This window comes from Octadecabacter antarcticus 307 (assembly GCF_000155675.2).
Classification (GTDB): domain Bacteria; phylum Pseudomonadota; class Alphaproteobacteria; order Rhodobacterales; family Rhodobacteraceae; genus Octadecabacter; species Octadecabacter antarcticus.
The window spans coordinates 1337128-1352851 of the sequence record NC_020911.1 but is presented as its reverse complement, the minus strand read 5'-3'; the positions used below and the strand labels follow the sequence as shown (position 1 = coordinate 1352851).

The following is a 15724-nucleotide window of genomic DNA, read 5'->3' as shown; positions in this document are numbered from 1 at the left end:
TTCAGGCATACGCACGTCGCTCATCCAAAAGAGGCTTACTATTATGGGAAAGACGGACGGCCAGTTTTCTGGCCCGTTTGCCTTGGATTATTGGTCGGCAAGACTTTGGCTTAAAGGTCAGTAAAAGCAGTTCGGGAAACAAGGCCACAATTTCCTCCCTACCGGTGGCGCTAAGGCTCTTTTGCGCCTCTGAACCAAGATAAAGACTTTCCGAAGGAATCCCCTCTGCAAAGACAATTTCATGCTGATCAAAGAGCATGTGATAATAAGTTACATCTCCAAAATCATCGGCTATATCGACCCCGTCAATCGCCAGAAGTTGCTTGGCCGCAACCAAGACCTCCGTGTTGCCAAACATCCGCTCAGCCACTTTGGACGCAATCAGAAGACGGTGCTGCGGTGACACGATCAACTCGCCAGTCCCATTTCCAGGGCTGACCGCAGCCCTGGAAATACGGATAGGACGCAGATTTTCGTTTTCATTAAGCTCCCGGGCGCTCAGATAGCTGCTGCCTACCCAGCGAATTGGTTGATATCCTCGGTCAATGGTTTGGATAAGGTCGCCGACGCGCAAGCCTTCGACAGGTACCTCGCCGTTTGCAGTCGCGATCAGCATGCCCTGCACAAAACAAACAGGAGTGAGGCATTCTGGGAGAACCTCTTCAACGGACTCAACTTCGATGATGAGGGGGGCGGTTTCAGTGGTACTCTGTCCACCGATGATTTGCACGGTTTCGAAAGTATAGTTAATTACTGGCCCAGGCCCATGATAATTCAGTGTTGGCACAAATGTGTAGCTGCCGTCGGAATTGATCGTCAGGTCGCCCTCTGGACGCTCCGCCGTATTACCGACGATTATGGTATTATTGCCCACCGTGAAAGATGTCACAGTTTGGGTAACGGTCGGATCCGGCAGAAAGAGATCGCCATCCAGCTGCGTATCCTCAGGCGTCGTAACTGTTTTATCTCCAATTTGGATATTTTCGATGCCAGTAAAGGCCATTGAACCAAGCAAGGTTCCACCTTCGACATCGTACTGATTAACCGCGCCGACTTCTGACTCTGTAGCTGTCGGATCAGCAGATAAATCGTAAACAATGTCTGTGAATCCCAAGTCGTCCACAACCAGAACGTCAAAGTCGGCATCACCTACGTCTTCGCCGCCATCAACCACATCGCCGTCGCCACCGTAAATGACGTCATTTCCCTCACCAGAGGTCAGAGTGTCCGCCCCAGCCCCACCATCCAGAACGTCAGCACCATCAAAGGTTTCGATGGTGTCGTCGGCGCTGCCGGTCGTTACGTGAAATTCCTCGAAATTCGTAAGGGTCACATCGCCAATTGTACCACCATAGGTTGCAAAACCTGTAAGAGCACTGACAACAGTCGTGTCATAAGCAGCGTAATCAACGATGAGCCGGTCATGATCAGCCCCAGCAGTCAAGACGTCGGCACCACCGAAAACCTTAACGATGTTTTTCCCGGTGCCGACGGTGACAGTGTCGTTGCCGATGCCTGTTTCGACAACATCGTCACCAGTGCCCGTCGTTACCGCGTTTGTACCATCGCCCGTCTGGACATTATTTTCACCACCCATAGCGGTAACCACGTCGTTGAGATCGCCAACGACAATATAATTGTCGCCACTCCCGGCAGTGACAGCGTTCAGCCCCTCCCCGGCATCAATGAAATTGTTCCCATTACCAGCTGTAATCACATCGACGCCATCACCGCCAAGCAGGTAATTATTCCCTCCACCGACCGTGATAGTATTGTTGGCACCATCGCCGCCATCGATGCAGTTGTCACCATTACCAGCCACAATCGTATCGAGGCCAGTGTCGACGCCTTCGCCTCCAGAAATGTGGTTGTTCCCATGACCAACGCTGATCGTGTCAGCACCAGTGCCACCGCTAATTATATTATTACCAAATCCGACGCCCGTGGCTACGATCGTGTTGACGCCGTCCCCGGCAGCAATTTTGTTACTTCCAGTACCGACCGTGATCGTATCAGCACCGTCACCGCTCAAAACTGTATTATCGCCGTTCCCAAGTACGATGGTACTGACACCCTCTCCGGTATCGAGATAGTTATTGCCACTGCCAAAAGTCAGAGTATCAGCACTAGGCCCAGTCAGCACAGTGTAATGTTCAAAACCCGACATCGCAGTCGTGCCAAGACTGCTGGCAATGGTAGACGCGGTTCCTGTGATAGCGACCGTTGTCGCCTGACTATAGTCTATGAACGCGCGGTCGTCGCCCAATCCGCCACTAATGGTGTCCAGACCACCAGTTACGGTGATCGTATTGTCCCCATCATTACCAGCAATAAGGCTTATCCCCTTTGCTCCGGCGGCACCTGATGTAGTGTGAAGCGGCTTGCCAATCTACAATGTTCTTGTATTGTTCTACCCATGCCAGCCAGATGGAAAAACGACAAACCCATGTCCCGCCCGGCGTTCGACGCCAGGTTTTCTGATGAGGAAGCGTGTTCGCATTATCTGGCGGAACATCGTTGGCCTGAGGGCTTTGTGTGTCCTTCCTGTGGCACCTGCAAGGGCTGGCCGTTAAAGCGAAATCGCGCGACTTGGGAATGTGCCGGTTGCGCACGGCAGACATCCGTGACGGCTGGCACGGTGATGCACAGCAGCCATTTGCCGTTGCGAATTTGGTTTCTTGCCGCGCACATCATCACCAGCCATTCCAACGGCATGTCAGCGCTGCAACTTCAGGCGCAACTTGGCCTTGGCAGCTACAAGACGGCGTGGCTCCTCTTGCAAAAGCTGCGGCGGTCGATGGTCAACCCTGACCGCAACCCCCTGAAAGACCTTGTCGAGATCGATGAAACAGAGATTCCGTTCCGGTCCCGGCATGATCCCGAGGACCGGCCAAAGGGTGGGCGGAGCCCGGTCGGAAAGATGTTTGTCGTCTGCGCCGTCGAGTTATCAAGAGACGGACATCCGCGCCGTATCAGGATGAAACACATTCCCGACGGCGCATCAAAGACGCTACACGGGTTCATTGGTCAGGCTGTAGAGCCTGGCGCTCACGTCATCACGGATGGCTGGCTAGGTTACGAAAATCCCCCTGCAAACACGCATGAGGCGAAGGTCGTCAGCGGCAAGAAGGCACATGACATACTCCACTGGGTCCACCGCGTGTTCTCCAACCTAAAAACGTGGGCAAAAGGCGTCTTCCACGGCCTCAGAAAATGCCATCTGCAACGCTATCTCGACGAATTTGTGTTCCGCTGGAACCGACGGCGACACATGCGAAGCGCCTTCGACACGCTGCTGGGGATCGGTGTTGGTATTGGCCCAGCGACATATCGTGATTTTGTTGAACAGCGCGCCTGAAGGCCCTTGTTCACGGCAAAAGCCACGCCCCATAAACCCACCAGATGTTACAAACTGATCCGATCCGCCTCTCAAGCCACAAGGGCGAGGTTCTGCGCCGCGTCAACATGTGGGGCAACCGGACTAAAAGGGATAAGCCTTACCAGCAATATTGTTGTCGTTGCCCACCAAGTCAAAGACATTGATCGGTGCAGTGCCACCAAGAAGTAAACCCGTAATACCATCTTGAACAGTTAGCACTATGCCTTCTGCAGACGCTGGCCCTGTGATGGTAATGTCGTTTATACTTATCGCCACGTTTTCGGGGCCGTAGCCGTCCCCCAAAGTGATAGTATTCGGTATGTTGGGGTCCACTGCCGCGAGCGCTAGTGCGATAGTGTCGAAGTCACCAGGTACATTGATAGCACTCATTTTCTTGTCTCCAATGGCATATTATTGAGAGGCATTGAAAAATCCCACGCAACATATGCATTCAGTGAACGTGGCAATAAGGCGATACAGATTTTAATATATTTTTCGCGGACAACAACCGCGAAAAACTCCAGCTTCGACGTGATTGCGTAAGTAGCCTTCATACACTTCGAAACGGTCCTTTTGGGCCCTAAGCCAACCTTCTCTGGAGAGAGCGCGAAGGTCCAGTTTGGGCCGCAAGAGGCCGGCGCAACACGCTTGAGCTGGCTTAGCTTATACTCAATTGGCAGTACGTGTTGTGACATGATAAACCAGTCATAATATCGAAGCATTCGGTCAATTTCATCTTCCCGAACGGTATTGCTGACTGATTTGCTTTTGGGGTCTGTAGCGCAGATTGCACCTGATTTTTCGCAAAGTCGTCCAATGTCCACTATTTGAATACCCATGCACTTTCCTTCCGTTGCAATTAGAATTGCCATAGATATTCAGGAAAGTAGTGGTGCAGTAAGTATAGCGAGACGGGGCATAAGGAAGCAAACATATCCGATAGAATAGCTGCCTCCCACTTAGGTGTTTGATCCCATGGTTTGATGGTGCGATCTATTCTTTGGAATGGAAGGAAGCATCATGGGACAAATACGTCATGGCTGCGCCACGACTACGCACGCCATCAGAGCAACAATACAGCGATCGCAAGCTACGACCGCAGCTTTGAGTCGAGAACTTGGTATAAATGTCAAAACGGTCTCCAAATGACGCAAGCGCAAAACTGTAGAAGACCGCAAGACTGGCCCCACGGACCCCAGTTCGACCGTTCTCAGCGCCGGTGAAGAGGCGATGATCGTCTCTTTTCGACGTCATACGCTCCTACCGCTGGATGATTGTCTTTATGCCTTGCAGCCAACTATCCCACATCCATTGCCAGGCAGTTGCTTGCGGAGCAAGCAAAGAGAGGGGGACGCGATCTTCCCTGCATCGTTGTTTGCAACGGCATGGGATATCCCGACTGCCAGATATGGTGGGCGACAAGCCGAAACGACAAAAGTTCAAACGCTATCCGATCGGATATTTTCATATCGACATTGCAGAGTTGCGCACCAACGAAGGAAAACTTTATCTCTTTGTTGCCATTCATTGCCCGGCAGTGAATCGCAAAGCGATGTCACGAGAGGGACCGAACCAGCAAGTTTGCCGTGGCACGGCTTGTAGAAAAAGCAAATCGCAAGACGGCCTGGGAGTTCCTGGAGGCTGTGCTGGAAGCGGTGCCATACAAGATCCACACAATTCTGACGGACAATGGCATTCAATTTTGTGAGCAACCACGTAACCGGAACACACCATATTCACGGCCTATGCGGTTTGACATGATCTGCGATGCCGACAGGATTGAGCACCGGCTGACCAAGCCCAACCATCCATGGACCAACGGCCAGGTTGAGCGAATGAACCGCACGATCAAGGATCGCAAGAATCAAGCGGTATCACTACGACAAGCATGATCAGCTGCACACCAATCTCGCAGACGAGTTATTGTCAAATCTGGTGTTTGAGGTTTGTCGGTCATGCGGCGATCTGGTCTGGGTTTGTGGCTTCAATTCCGTCTTTGAACGTGACGCCTGTGATGACTTTGGCGAGGTAATCAAAGCCGCGTAATTATCTCCAGTTTTGTTCGGCGCATTGCCCCAGTTTGAACATCATGTGCAACATGCCGTCGCGGGTGAGGCAGCCCTTTGAACGCTTGGTACGATGCCTGATTGTGGCGAACGCGGACTCAATCGGATTGCTGGTGCGTATGCTTTGCCAACGCTGGGCTGGAAAGTCGAAGAATGCCATGAGCTCCTCATGGTCCTTTTGTAGGCACAGGGTGGCCTTGGGATACTTTGCCTCATAGTTTTTGACGAACAAATCAAAGGCCTTGATCGCGTCATCTTTGGTTTCAGCCTGCCAGATATCGTGTATCGCGACTTTTGCCTTTGGTTGAGACAGCTTTGGCAGACAATTGAGCACGTTCATCGTTTGGTGCTGCCAGCAGCGTTGTTGACGCGCTGCGGGATATACTTCATCCATTGCAGCCCAGAACCCCATAGCACCATCCCCGGTGGCCAGCTTTGGCGCGTTCATGCCTCGTCAGAGGAGGTCCTACTATTTCGGCCAGTTAGCAGCCCGTTTAAGATGGATCAGGGTGAGTTATAGCTGCCTGCCTCAAGTCAGCTTCTCTGACAGCACCAAGGAGATGCGTAATGACGGAGCCGGCCGAGTGAAGATAGACTTGCCTGCTTAATCCTGTCGATTTGGCGTCTAAGAAACCAAATCGAACTTAGTTCGTTGCCAAACAATTCCCAAAGGCTTCGTACGTTCTACGATTGCTTCAGTGTCCCTCAGTTTTGCTGCGGCTTCGATCTCTTTCAACGTCTCTCGAAGTCGGTCGGCTCCGAATACCGCAGCACTTCCAGCGACTTTGTGTGTCCGCGAAGCAATCTCAAGGAAGTCGTGAGCCTCATCAGAACCCAACCAAACCTCTAGCTTGTCTACTTCGTTGACGAACCGTGAGCGTAGCTTAACGAAGGTTTCTTCGCCTAATGCATCGCGGGTCTCCGCCCTGTGGCTATGATTGATCAGCATGGCGTCATCGTCATCAACTTGGCGCCCTGTTTGGTAAAGAACACTACGGAGTGCATCGCGGGACAACGGTTTGGTTAGAATACCGTTCATACCATCCTTTAAGAATTTTTCCTGTTCCTCAATCATTGCATTCGCCGTTAACGCATAAATTGCCGTCTTAGCTGATGCGCCACCATCACCACGAATCCTGCGGGTCGCGGCGTGACCGTCCATAATCGGCATGCTGATATCCATAAGGATAATATCAAATTCGTCTTCCTTAGACAATTCAACGCCCTCAAAGCCGTCATGTGCTTCCACCACGGTATGTCCCTCAGCCTGCAGCATTTCACGCGCCACGATCCGGTTGATTTCATTGTCCTCAACCAAGAGTACCTTGAGCGACCGCCCAGGCTGATGCTTTATGCTTTTAACGTGGACAACCTTAGGCGCTTCAGCCTCATGTACGGGCAGTCTGACCCAAAATGTACTGCCTTCGCCTACGATGCTCTCAACACCGATTTCGCCACCAAGTGCATTTACAAAACGTTTCGCGATGCTCAGGCCCAAGCCCGTTCCCCCAACGTCACGATCATATGCTGTATTGCCCGTAACGAAGTCATCAAAAACCCGCTTGATAAGATCCTCAGACATGCCTTGCCCCGTATCGATGATTTTAACCAGCAATTCTGCCGCGTCCCCTTCACCAACATTTTCGATCGTTACGGACACCTTGCCGCGTCTTGTAAACTTCACCGCATTACCGATGAGGTTCATCATGACGTGCTGAAGGCGGTCGAGATCTGATAAAACCCAGTCCATTTTGACACCACACCAGCCCCAAACCAACGACGTTTCGTTTTGGAATGCCGTGCTGGCCTGATTGTCGACAATGTCTTGCAACAGTTCAGAGATATTTACAGGTTCAATTCGCGTATTTAATTTACCTGCATCATAGCGCGTTATGTCCAAGACGTCTGAAACATGACTCAGCAACAGGCGGCCAGACGTTTCCATGTAACCCACATAGCGGTCCTGATTTTCGTTCAGTTCAGTGTCTCGTAACAAGTTCATGTTGCCCAACAACCCGTTTAACGGCGTACGAATTTCATGGCTCATTGTGGATAGGAATTCCGTCTTCATTTTCTCGCTGGCAAGCGCCTTGTCGCGTGCCGTGACAAGTTCAGCCTCCGCCATGACTTCGTGAGAAATGTCACGAAGGAAGCTGATGAAAATTGTGCCCTCGTCAGTCTTGGCGTTTTGAATTGCGAGCTCGACGGGAAAAATATGCCCATCTTTATGCTTGGCTTCTAGTCTCACACGGCCTTTGCCAATGACGCGCATATCACCGCCAATTCTCATGCGCTCCATGCCCGCCTCATTGGCATGGAGCAAATGATCGGGGACAATTACTGAAGCGATGTTCAGATCCAAAACAGCCGCCTTGGAATGACCAAATATACCTTCAGCGGCAGGGCTGAATTCAAGGATTTTACCATCTGCATCGCACACCACGACGCCGTCCAAAGACGTACCCATCACACTTTGCATTCGTGACATTGTCTGATTTTTCTCACGCTCTCTGTGATAGACACGCGCATTTAGAAGGTTGAGGTAAATAATTGCCAGAGCAAGCACGCCAATCAGTGCCGCAGTAGCCAATGCCAACTGCGTCAAGGTACCGGCGACTTCCGCACGTTGTTCGTCTGCCGTTTGCGCGTATAATTCCAAACTTGAATTGGCCAGTGCCCGAACAACGAGACTAACTTGATCGGTTAGAACTATAAGTTCGGGCAATTGCGCGACCAACTCATCATCGGTAGTGTCAATCAAAGTCGCGGCCTGTTCCAAAAACACGATTACACTGTCAAGATATTTCCGAGAAGCTGAATCAGTGCGAAGATCTTCAAAAACGGGCGCCTGTTGGAAGGTCGTAATGCGGCTAAAAAAGATATCAAACTCTTGGCGAAGCTGAGGCATATCCAAAGGGTCTTGGTCCACCTGCTGCGCGAATTCGAGGAATTCAACCTGTGTTTGAACCAAAAACCACTGCACATTGTCGGACCGTGCCGACCCCAACAATCTGATTTCATTTGATACATTAAAGGTCAAAATCGCAATTGCGCCAGCGGCGACAAGGCTTGCGCACACTGCGAATGCGCGGCCCCTTTTCGCACTCGTTGAAGTGTTGGATAACAAAACTTCATCCTCTTAGGTAGAGCTTAAGACTTCAAAGGAAATGTTACTGAACGATCTCCAGTCTGTCGAGTTGCCAGATACTGCGTGAATAGACGACTTCGGTACGAAAGCTGGAACTTCTATCATACGGGTAAATCACCCAAAGCGGGCCCTTGTCACGTAGCGTCATTTCTTCGCCGTCCATCAGGTAGGCAATAATTGGCCCTCCTTCGACCGCGTCACTTACTGGAATTTCCACGGTGTAGTCGTTGATTGCAGTTGCCAAGATCTGGCCGTCTTGCACGCCCAATAAGTCAGTTAAGATATGCAGCGGAACTCCGGTAAAGCTGTGAACGCCCTCGGTCCAGATCGTGCTCGTCTCAAAGGTTGTCGCCTGAAAGGCCATCAACGTTTCGCGATCAAACACGAGGGTATCTTCAACATTCGTGATCCCGATATCCCCAGACACCGTGAGAACAGTGGCCCCCACAGGCACCGAAAATTCTTCTGCAATTGCGTTTGAACCAATTCCAAACGCGAGAACAATCCCGAGAGTAGTCCAAGAGAGAGGCGTAATCATAGTGTTATCCTTTGCAATAGCGAAATCTTCATAACACCGAAGGCCAGTTCATGCCCTCGGGCATCGGGTTGCCCCCCCCTCCCTCTCGGATAGGTAACCTACCCTTTCGGATAGGTTCAATAAATTACGCCATCAGCAGGTCTCGTTTACTATGATCATCCAAGAACTTTGCTAAATCAGCGCGCAGATCGGCCCGATCCAACGCAAAGGCCACCGTTGCCTCAACAAATCCCTGCACAGAACCGCAATCGAAACGCTCGCCTTCAAAACGGTATCCGGTCACGCCAACCGATGCGACGTCCGCGTTGATTGCGTCTGTCAGTTGCAATTCACCACCAGCACCGGGCTCAAGATTGTCGAGGCGATCAAAAATGGCACTGTCAAGAATGTAGCGCCCAACGACGGCTATTGTTGAAGGCGCAATATCTGCGCGCGGCTTTTCGACCAATCCGCGCGCATGAGCGATGCGGCCGTTTTCAAGGTCGATATCCAGAACGCCGTATTTGCTGGTATCCACACGCGGCACATCCATGGTTGCGACCATGTGGCCACTAGTGTCGCGGTAGGCTTGGACCATCTGCGCCAATGCACCGCGCGGTGCCTTTATAACGTCGTCGGGCAGCAGGACGGCAAAGGGTTCGTTGCCGATCAAGCGCTTCGCCTGTCGAACCGCATGACCCAACCCTAAAGGTTGTGACTGTCGCAAAATAGTTAACGACCCTTCGGGCATCCGTGTCCGATCGAGTGCAGCAAAGGCGTCCTTCTTACCAGCTGCCAGCAAGCGATGTTCCAGCGAAGCAGCCGTATCAAAATAATCCTCTAAGGAACCCTTCCCGGCTGCGGACACAAAGATGAACTCTTCGATTCCAGCTTCGCGAGCCTCATCGACTGCATATTGAATGAGAGGCCGATCAATGAGCGTCAACATCTCTTTTGGGATCGTTTTGGTCGCAGGAAGAAAACGAGTGCCCATGCCGGCGACAGGGAAAACAGCTTTGCGGATGTGTGTCATTTGGTGTCCCTTTGAATGAAGTTCCATTCATCTTTCATCGGTCAAAACAGCCTGACCAATCAATTGAACAAGCGGACAGGAAAATGGCGCAGAAGGCGCGGTACCCAGCTTTGTGGCGACACCGCAGTGCACCTAAGGGACCAAGACCCACCCCAAGGGATGTACGCGCTACCCAATTTCCTGCTAAAGGCTTATCCCCTTTTCTCCGGCGGCACCTGATGTAGTGTGAAGCGGCTTGCCAATCTACAATGTTCTGGTATTGTTCTATCCATGCCAGCCAGATGGAAAAACGACAAACCCATGTCCCGCCTGGCGTTCGACGCCAGGTTTTCTGATGAGGAAGCGTGTTCGCATTATCTGGCGGAACATCGTTGGCCTGAGGGCTTCGTTTGCCCTTCCTGTGGCACCTGCAAAGGCTGGCCGTTAAAGCGAAATCGCGCGACTTGGGAATGTGCCGGTTGCGCACGGCAGACATCCGTGACGGCTGGCACGGTGATGCACAGCAGCCATTTGCCGTTGCGAATTTGGTTTCTTGCCGCGCACATCATCACCAGCCATTCCAACGGCATGTCAGCGCTGCAACTTCAGGCGCAACTTGGCCTTGGCAGCTACAAGACGGCGTGGCTCCTCTTGCAAAAGCTGCGGCGGTCGATGGTCAACCCTGACCACAACCCCCTGAAAGACCTTGTCGAAATCGATGAAACAGAGATGCCGTTCCGGTCCCGGCATGATCCCGAGGACCGGCCAAAGGGTGGGCGGAGCCCGGTCGGAAAGATGTTTGTCGTCTGTGCCGTCGAGTTATCAAGTGACGGACATCCGCGCCGTATCAGGATGAAACACATTCCCGACGGCGCATCAAAGACGCTGCACGGGTTCATTGGTCAGGCTGTAGAGCCTGGCGCTCACATCATCACGGACGGTTGACTCGGTTACGAAAATCCCCCTGCAAACACGCATGAGGCGAAGGTCGTCAGCGGCAAGAAGGCACACGACATACTCCACTGGGTCCACCGCGTGTTCTCCAACCTAAAAACGTGGGCAAAAGGCGTCTTCCACGGCCTCAGAAAGTGCCATCTACAACGTTATCTCGACGAATTCGTGTTCCGCTGGAACCGACGGCGACACATTCGCAGTGCCTTCGTCACGCTGCTGGGGATCGGTGTTGGTCTCGGGCCAGAGACATATCGTGATTTTGTTGAACAGCGCGCCTGAAAGGCCCTTGTTCACGGCAAAAGCCACGCCCCATAAACCCACCAGACGTTACAAACTGATCCGACCCGCCTCTCAAGCCACAAGGGCGAGGTTCTGCGCCGCGTCGACATGTGGGGCAACCGGACTAAAAGGGATAAGCCTTTTCCTGCTATATGTGTCATCGTGCGCTCATAGTCCGAAGCCAAGAGATCCAAAATTACGGAAGATAAATAGAGACCTCTGCATAAGTCTGGGATTCCCCTGAAGGTTTAATTTTGCTATTTTGAAGCCATGCAGAAGCCATTTTCCACACAACCCGAACTCTTCATTACCAGCGCTGATCTGGAGCATGCGAGCCTGCAAGGGTTGGACGGTGCCGAGGCGATTTTGGACTGGGTAAAGCTCGAACAAATCATGGCCAAAATCTATGCCAGCAAGACTGGCCGCCCGAGCTATCCATTGCTGACTTTACTCCGCGCGTCATTGCTGGGCATCTGGTATCGCTTGAGCGATGCTGAGCTGGTTCAGTCCCTGTTTCGCGATCTGTTGTTCAGAAAATTCTGTCACCTCGAATTGGGTGGGGATGTCCCTGACGCCACTACCATCGGGCGCTTTCGGGCGAGGTTGATGGAACTGGGCCTGTGGGAGGTTTTACTGGGCGAAGTGAACCGCCAACTTGAAGCAAAACATATCATCATGACTGAAGGTCGCATCAATATCATCGATGCCACTCCGGTTGAAGCGGCGCAGTCGGGGTACGGCAAAGACGCCAATGATGAACCCACGCGCGACAAGGATGCGGGCTGGCACGTAAAGGCCGACAGTCGCGGTAATATAAAGTCCACCTACGGCTACTCGGTCCACACTGGCGTCGACGAACCCTCTCATGGTTTGCAAAAGACAAACCACTGCCGGGCAGTGGATGGCTTCATCCACCGCCAAACGGTCACACCAGGAAATGCCCATGACAGTACCGAACGGGACACGCTATTGCTGGGCGACGAGGAAGCGCTTTACGCGGATGCCGCCTATTCTTCGCAAGCCACACGCGAAAAATTGGAGCAGTTTGGTATTGATGATCAAGTGCAGCGCAAGGGCTATCGGGGCCACCCTTTGTCCAAAGCGGATTTGGTCCGCAACAAAGAGATTGCCGTGATCCGCTCCGGCGGCGAGCGCCCATTTGCCACCTATAAATCCCGCTATGGATTGGCTCGAACGCGGCTGATGGGGTTGGCTAAAAACCTAACCCTGTTCGGCCTGGCAGCCATCGCCCATAATATCGCGAAGGGGGCAAAGTTCTTGGCGCTCTACGGCCTGCCAAACCCGGAACCCACTGGATAAGTGCGACCAAAATCAAAGAATAACGCCTGAAACCCGACACTACAGTCGCCTAAGAGCGTAAACACAGGCAGCTTTTGGAAAAACATGACCAACGGGAACCCAAACAACAGGTTATGCTGAGGTCTCAAATAATGAAAATTCTAATCGCTGACGACCACGACTTGTTGAGGGACATGCTTGTTCAGTTTCTTGAAAAAGAAGGCAGCTTTCAAACTGTGGCCGTTGGCACCTTCGATGAAGCTGCTGAGCGGATCGAAAAGGATGATCCGTACGACCTCGTTTTGCTCGACTATAATATGCCTGGCATGAACGGGCTCGATGGACTTAAGGCCGCGATTGCACTCGGGGGCGGGCAACGTGTTGCGTTGATTTCGGGCGAAGCGACCAAACAGATTGCCGAAGTCGCGCTAAAGGCTGGTGCAGCAGGGTTCGTTCCAAAATCCCTTCCCGCGAAGTCATTGGTTAATGCCATCAAATTCATGGCGATGGGCGAACAATACGCACCAATTGATTTCATGACAGCCGTTGAGCAAACGCCGACCAACCCTCTCGCGGACAAACTAACGGAACGTGAGTTGCAAATGCTAAAGGGGCTGACCGAGGGCAAGTCGAACAAAGAAATCGCCCGTGATTTGGAAATTCGAGAACCAACCGTCAAGCTGCATATGAAAACGTTATACCGCAAAGTTGGCGTTGCGAACCGCACCCAAGCTGCCTTGATCGGGCGTGAAGCCAACCTTTTTTAAATTCATCCATTTGGATAGGTTAGCGTCCCCAATGCGCCACCATCTAAGCCAAACGCCCAAATGCGGCACCCGCACCAATTCGCTATCTTCTTACTAAAGGAGAGAGCTATTGGCCAGTAAAAATTGCTCAACGTTGTGCCAACTAAGGTGCCCAACGCGTTTCAACGTTCAGCGGAGGCGTTTTCCATCAAAGCTTAGCGTTTCGCGCAAAGACTTCCCGTCAATTTTACAGGACGAAATACAATCGACCCTGAAAAATAGGCCTGTAAGGCCATTATTGCGACAGGTCTTATAAATAAAATCATACCAAAAGACCGTTTGTGAATCGCCAGTTTTGCAGACCAAACCAAAGGGCAATTAATGTTAACTCTCCCGCTGAAAATTATTGTCGCCGAAGACGACGAACTGCAGCAGTTCTATCTGTGTGGTTTAATTAACGGACTTGGGTATGAAGCTGTTCCAGCCCAAGATGGGGTTTCCGCGCTCGAACTGCTTACGCAAACTGACGCGCAAATAGTGATTAGCGACCTGCAAATGCCCAACCTTGATGGCATCGGATTGACTCATAAGATTCGCGGACTGGATCTGGAACATTACATTCACATTATTATGGTCACTGGGGCCGAGGATGATGATGTGCGAACCGCATCGCTTCTTGCGGGTGTCGACGACTTCATAACGAAGGGTAGCGGCCCCGCAATGCTTAAAGCGCGCATCCGGACCGCTACACGGTTGATCAATCACGCAACAGAGCTGGCGGAACGGACCCGCATTTTGGAAGTGTACAACGCAAGAATCCAAGAAGACCTGCGGGCTGCAGCCACGGCTCAGCGACAACTCTTGCCTGATCTTAAGAAAGACATTATGGGATTTCGCGTCGCGTCTGCGTTTGTCCCCTCTTCTATCGTCTCCGGGGACATGTTCGGCTGCTTTGCCCTCTGCGACGACAAACTTGGTTTTTATGCCGTCGATGTGTCGGGCCACGGCGTTCATGCTGCGCTTTTGTCCGTTGCAATCGGGCATTTGGTGACACCTGCTTATTTTATAACTAAAGCGTTCGATAGTAGCGGCACACCAGACCTTGCAGCGATGGTAGCAGGTCTCAATACACGCTTTGGTGCATCGGAAAATGACGACTATTTCACAATGTTCTGTGGCGTGGTCGATAAAATATCTGGCCGATTGGACTACTGCCAAGCAGGCTATCCATCACCATCATATGTGGACCAATCCGGCACCGCAGAAGCAATTGGGGACGGTGGTTTTCCAGTTGGGATGATCAGCGGCGTGGCATATGAAAACAAGGTTCATCAGTTTGAAATTGGTGGTGCTTTGATCATTTGTTCCGACGCAGCATCTGAGGCAGAAAATCCAAAAAGCGAACCATTTGGCAATGATCGTTTACGCAACATCGCTGAAACCTTGCCTCAGGTTAGCGTAGAGAAATTTCCAACCAATCTAGTCTGTGCGCTAAACGTTTGGCGTGACGGCGAACCCCTAGAAGACGACCTAACTGTCTTCGCGCTCGAGAGAAAAAATACCCATGATACACAGAACTTCGCATAATCCAGACATCACAGTTATCCAGCCAGGCGTTGAACGTCTCACTGCTGTGAACGCCAAAGCATTCAAGGACGAAGTCATCGCGCTTATCAGCGATGGTGCGGCCCAATTGGTTATCGATTTCAAAGATGTCTCATTTTTGGATTCATCCGGTTTGGGGGCGCTCGTTGGCATTCTGAAAAAAATTGGCAACCGTGGCGATTTGGCGGTGTCAGGCCTCAAACCAGATGTCGAACAAATGTTCAGGATCTGCCGGATGGACCGTGTGTTCACAGTGTATGGAGACGTAGAAACGGCCGTTCAAACGATGGCTGAAAGCCTGTGATCAGCCAGTCCTTCTATATGCGAAACCACCTTGATGATGTTGATCGCATGGTCATTTCATTAAAGTCGGTTGTGGAAGGCAACCTTGATCAGATGGCCAAATTCAAGTTTGAAATCTGTATGTCTGAAGCCCTAAAAAACATCGTCAAACATGCGCGCACGCCCCATAAAGATGCTCCTATTGAAGTGACGCTGAGCGAAACCAACAGCACACTTGTCGTCGAGGTTTTCGATCCAATTGACGCCGACGTGTTCGATCTGCGCGTCCATGCCCGTGAGTTGGGAAAAGTAGATCTTATGGCTGAAAGTGGCCGAGGCTTGGGCCTCATAATTCAATGCGCAGATCTTGTGAACTATAGCCTTTCCGGTGATCGACACTGTTTGGAGCTGCAATTTTTAAAGCAACGTATTTGAAC

At 51.7% G+C, this 15724-nt stretch carries 12 protein-coding genes and 4 pseudogenes; 8 read left to right on the top strand and 8 right to left on the bottom strand.

Annotation, left to right across the window (positions count from 1 at the left end):
- Position 1 precedes the first annotated feature (1 nt).
- Together OAN307_RS29730 and OAN307_RS31150 are read right to left on the bottom strand one after the other, a co-directional pair.
- A complete protein-coding gene (locus tag OAN307_RS29730) occupies positions 2–1444 on the bottom strand; it encodes a Hint domain-containing protein (RefSeq protein WP_245540986.1) in 1443 nt (480 codons plus the stop codon).
- Between the two features lie 18 nt (positions 1445–1462).
- Positions 1463–2305: pseudogene (locus tag OAN307_RS31150) on the bottom strand (calcium-binding protein); the annotation flags it as partial.
- A 111-nt stretch (positions 2306–2416) separates the two neighbouring features.
- Between OAN307_RS31150 and OAN307_RS06855 the strand changes: the two are divergent.
- Complete coding sequence (locus OAN307_RS06855; RefSeq protein ID WP_015498511.1) at positions 2417–3358, top strand: IS1595-like element ISOan10 family transposase; 942 nt, start codon at positions 2417–2419, stop codon at positions 3356–3358.
- A 123-nt stretch (positions 3359–3481) separates the two neighbouring features.
- Here OAN307_RS06855 and OAN307_RS06850 read toward each other — a convergent pair whose 3' ends face one another.
- On the bottom strand, positions 3482–3769 hold the full coding sequence (locus OAN307_RS06850; protein WP_015499067.1) for a hypothetical protein: 288 nt from the start codon (positions 3767–3769) through the stop codon (positions 3482–3484).
- Complete coding sequence (locus tag OAN307_RS06845; protein WP_015499066.1) at positions 3766–4218, bottom strand: hypothetical protein; 453 nt, start codon at positions 4216–4218, stop codon at positions 3766–3768. Before OAN307_RS06845 ends, OAN307_RS06850 begins: the two co-directional genes overlap by 4 nt.
- Before the next feature lie 181 nt (positions 4219–4399).
- Between OAN307_RS06845 and OAN307_RS06840 the strand changes: the two are divergent.
- A pseudogene (locus tag OAN307_RS06840) lies at positions 4400–5296 on the top strand (integrase core domain-containing protein); the annotation flags it as partial.
- Positions 5297–5332: 36 nt separating this feature from the next.
- Here OAN307_RS06840 and OAN307_RS06835 read toward each other — a convergent pair.
- The 4 genes and pseudogenes from OAN307_RS06835 to OAN307_RS06820 form a co-directional block, all read right to left on the bottom strand.
- Positions 5333–5899 (bottom strand): annotated as a pseudogene (locus OAN307_RS06835) (transposase); the annotation flags it as partial.
- Between the two features lie 171 nt (positions 5900–6070).
- Positions 6071–8572: an ATP-binding protein gene (locus OAN307_RS06830; protein WP_015499064.1), complete on the bottom strand. Its 2502-nt coding sequence runs from the start codon at positions 8570–8572 to the stop codon at positions 6071–6073.
- 43 nt (positions 8573–8615) lie between these two features.
- Positions 8616–9131, bottom strand: coding sequence for a molybdopterin-dependent oxidoreductase (locus tag OAN307_RS06825; protein WP_015499063.1), 516 nt, complete (start codon positions 9129–9131; stop codon positions 8616–8618).
- A 124-nt stretch (positions 9132–9255) separates the two neighbouring features.
- Positions 9256–10143 (bottom strand): UTP--glucose-1-phosphate uridylyltransferase, encoded by an 888-nt coding sequence (locus OAN307_RS06820; protein WP_015499062.1) that lies wholly within the window; start codon positions 10141–10143, stop codon positions 9256–9258.
- A gap of 270 nt (positions 10144–10413) precedes the next feature.
- Between OAN307_RS06820 and OAN307_RS06815 the strand changes: the two are divergent.
- The 6 genes and pseudogenes from OAN307_RS06815 to OAN307_RS06790 all read left to right on the top strand — a co-directional run bounded on the left by OAN307_RS06815 (position 10414) and on the right by OAN307_RS06790 (position 15722).
- Positions 10414–11355, top strand: a pseudogene (locus OAN307_RS06815) (IS1595 family transposase).
- 270 nt (positions 11356–11625) lie between these two features.
- Entirely contained in the window at positions 11626–12675 is a 1050-nt protein-coding gene (locus OAN307_RS06810; protein WP_015499050.1) for an IS5 family transposase, read from the top strand.
- Positions 12676–12806: 131 nt separating this feature from the next.
- Positions 12807–13421 (top strand): response regulator, encoded by a 615-nt coding sequence (locus OAN307_RS06805; RefSeq protein ID WP_015499061.1) that lies wholly within the window; start codon positions 12807–12809, stop codon positions 13419–13421.
- Positions 13422–13781: 360 nt separating this feature from the next.
- Positions 13782–14987, top strand: coding sequence for a PP2C family protein-serine/threonine phosphatase (locus tag OAN307_RS06800; protein WP_015499060.1), 1206 nt, complete (start codon positions 13782–13784; stop codon positions 14985–14987).
- A complete protein-coding gene (locus OAN307_RS06795; protein WP_015499059.1) occupies positions 14965–15309 on the top strand; it encodes an STAS domain-containing protein in 345 nt (114 codons plus the stop codon). Before OAN307_RS06800 ends, OAN307_RS06795 begins: the two co-directional genes overlap by 23 nt.
- On the top strand, positions 15306–15722 hold the full coding sequence (locus tag OAN307_RS06790) for an ATP-binding protein (RefSeq protein WP_015499058.1): 417 nt from the start codon (positions 15306–15308) through the stop codon (positions 15720–15722). Before OAN307_RS06795 ends, OAN307_RS06790 begins: the two co-directional genes overlap by 4 nt.
- Positions 15723–15724: the final 2 nt, after the last annotated feature.

What these genes read in the sequence shown, in the direction of transcription:
- OAN307_RS06845 (WP_015499066.1), bottom strand. Translation starts at nt 4,218, where the DNA reads ATGGGTATTCAAATAGTGGACATTGGACGACTTTGCGAAAAATCAGGT.
- OAN307_RS06820 (WP_015499062.1), bottom strand. Translation starts at nt 10,143, where the DNA reads ATGACACACATCCGCAAAGCTGTTTTCCCTGTCGCCGGCATGGGCACT.
- OAN307_RS06800 (WP_015499060.1), top strand. Translation starts at nt 13,782, where the DNA reads ATGTTAACTCTCCCGCTGAAAATTATTGTCGCCGAAGACGACGAACTG.
- OAN307_RS06825 (WP_015499063.1), bottom strand. Translation starts at nt 9,131, where the DNA reads ATGATTACGCCTCTCTCTTGGACTACTCTCGGGATTGTTCTCGCGTTT.
- OAN307_RS06855 (WP_015498511.1), top strand. Translation starts at nt 2,417, where the DNA reads ATGCCAGCCAGATGGAAAAACGACAAACCCATGTCCCGCCCGGCGTTC.
- OAN307_RS06795 (WP_015499059.1), top strand. Translation starts at nt 14,965, where the DNA reads ATGATACACAGAACTTCGCATAATCCAGACATCACAGTTATCCAGCCA.
- OAN307_RS06805 (WP_015499061.1), top strand. Translation starts at nt 12,807, where the DNA reads ATGAAAATTCTAATCGCTGACGACCACGACTTGTTGAGGGACATGCTT.
- OAN307_RS06850 (WP_015499067.1), bottom strand. Translation starts at nt 3,769, where the DNA reads ATGAGTGCTATCAATGTACCTGGTGACTTCGACACTATCGCACTAGCG.
- OAN307_RS06810 (WP_015499050.1), top strand. Translation starts at nt 11,626, where the DNA reads ATGCAGAAGCCATTTTCCACACAACCCGAACTCTTCATTACCAGCGCT.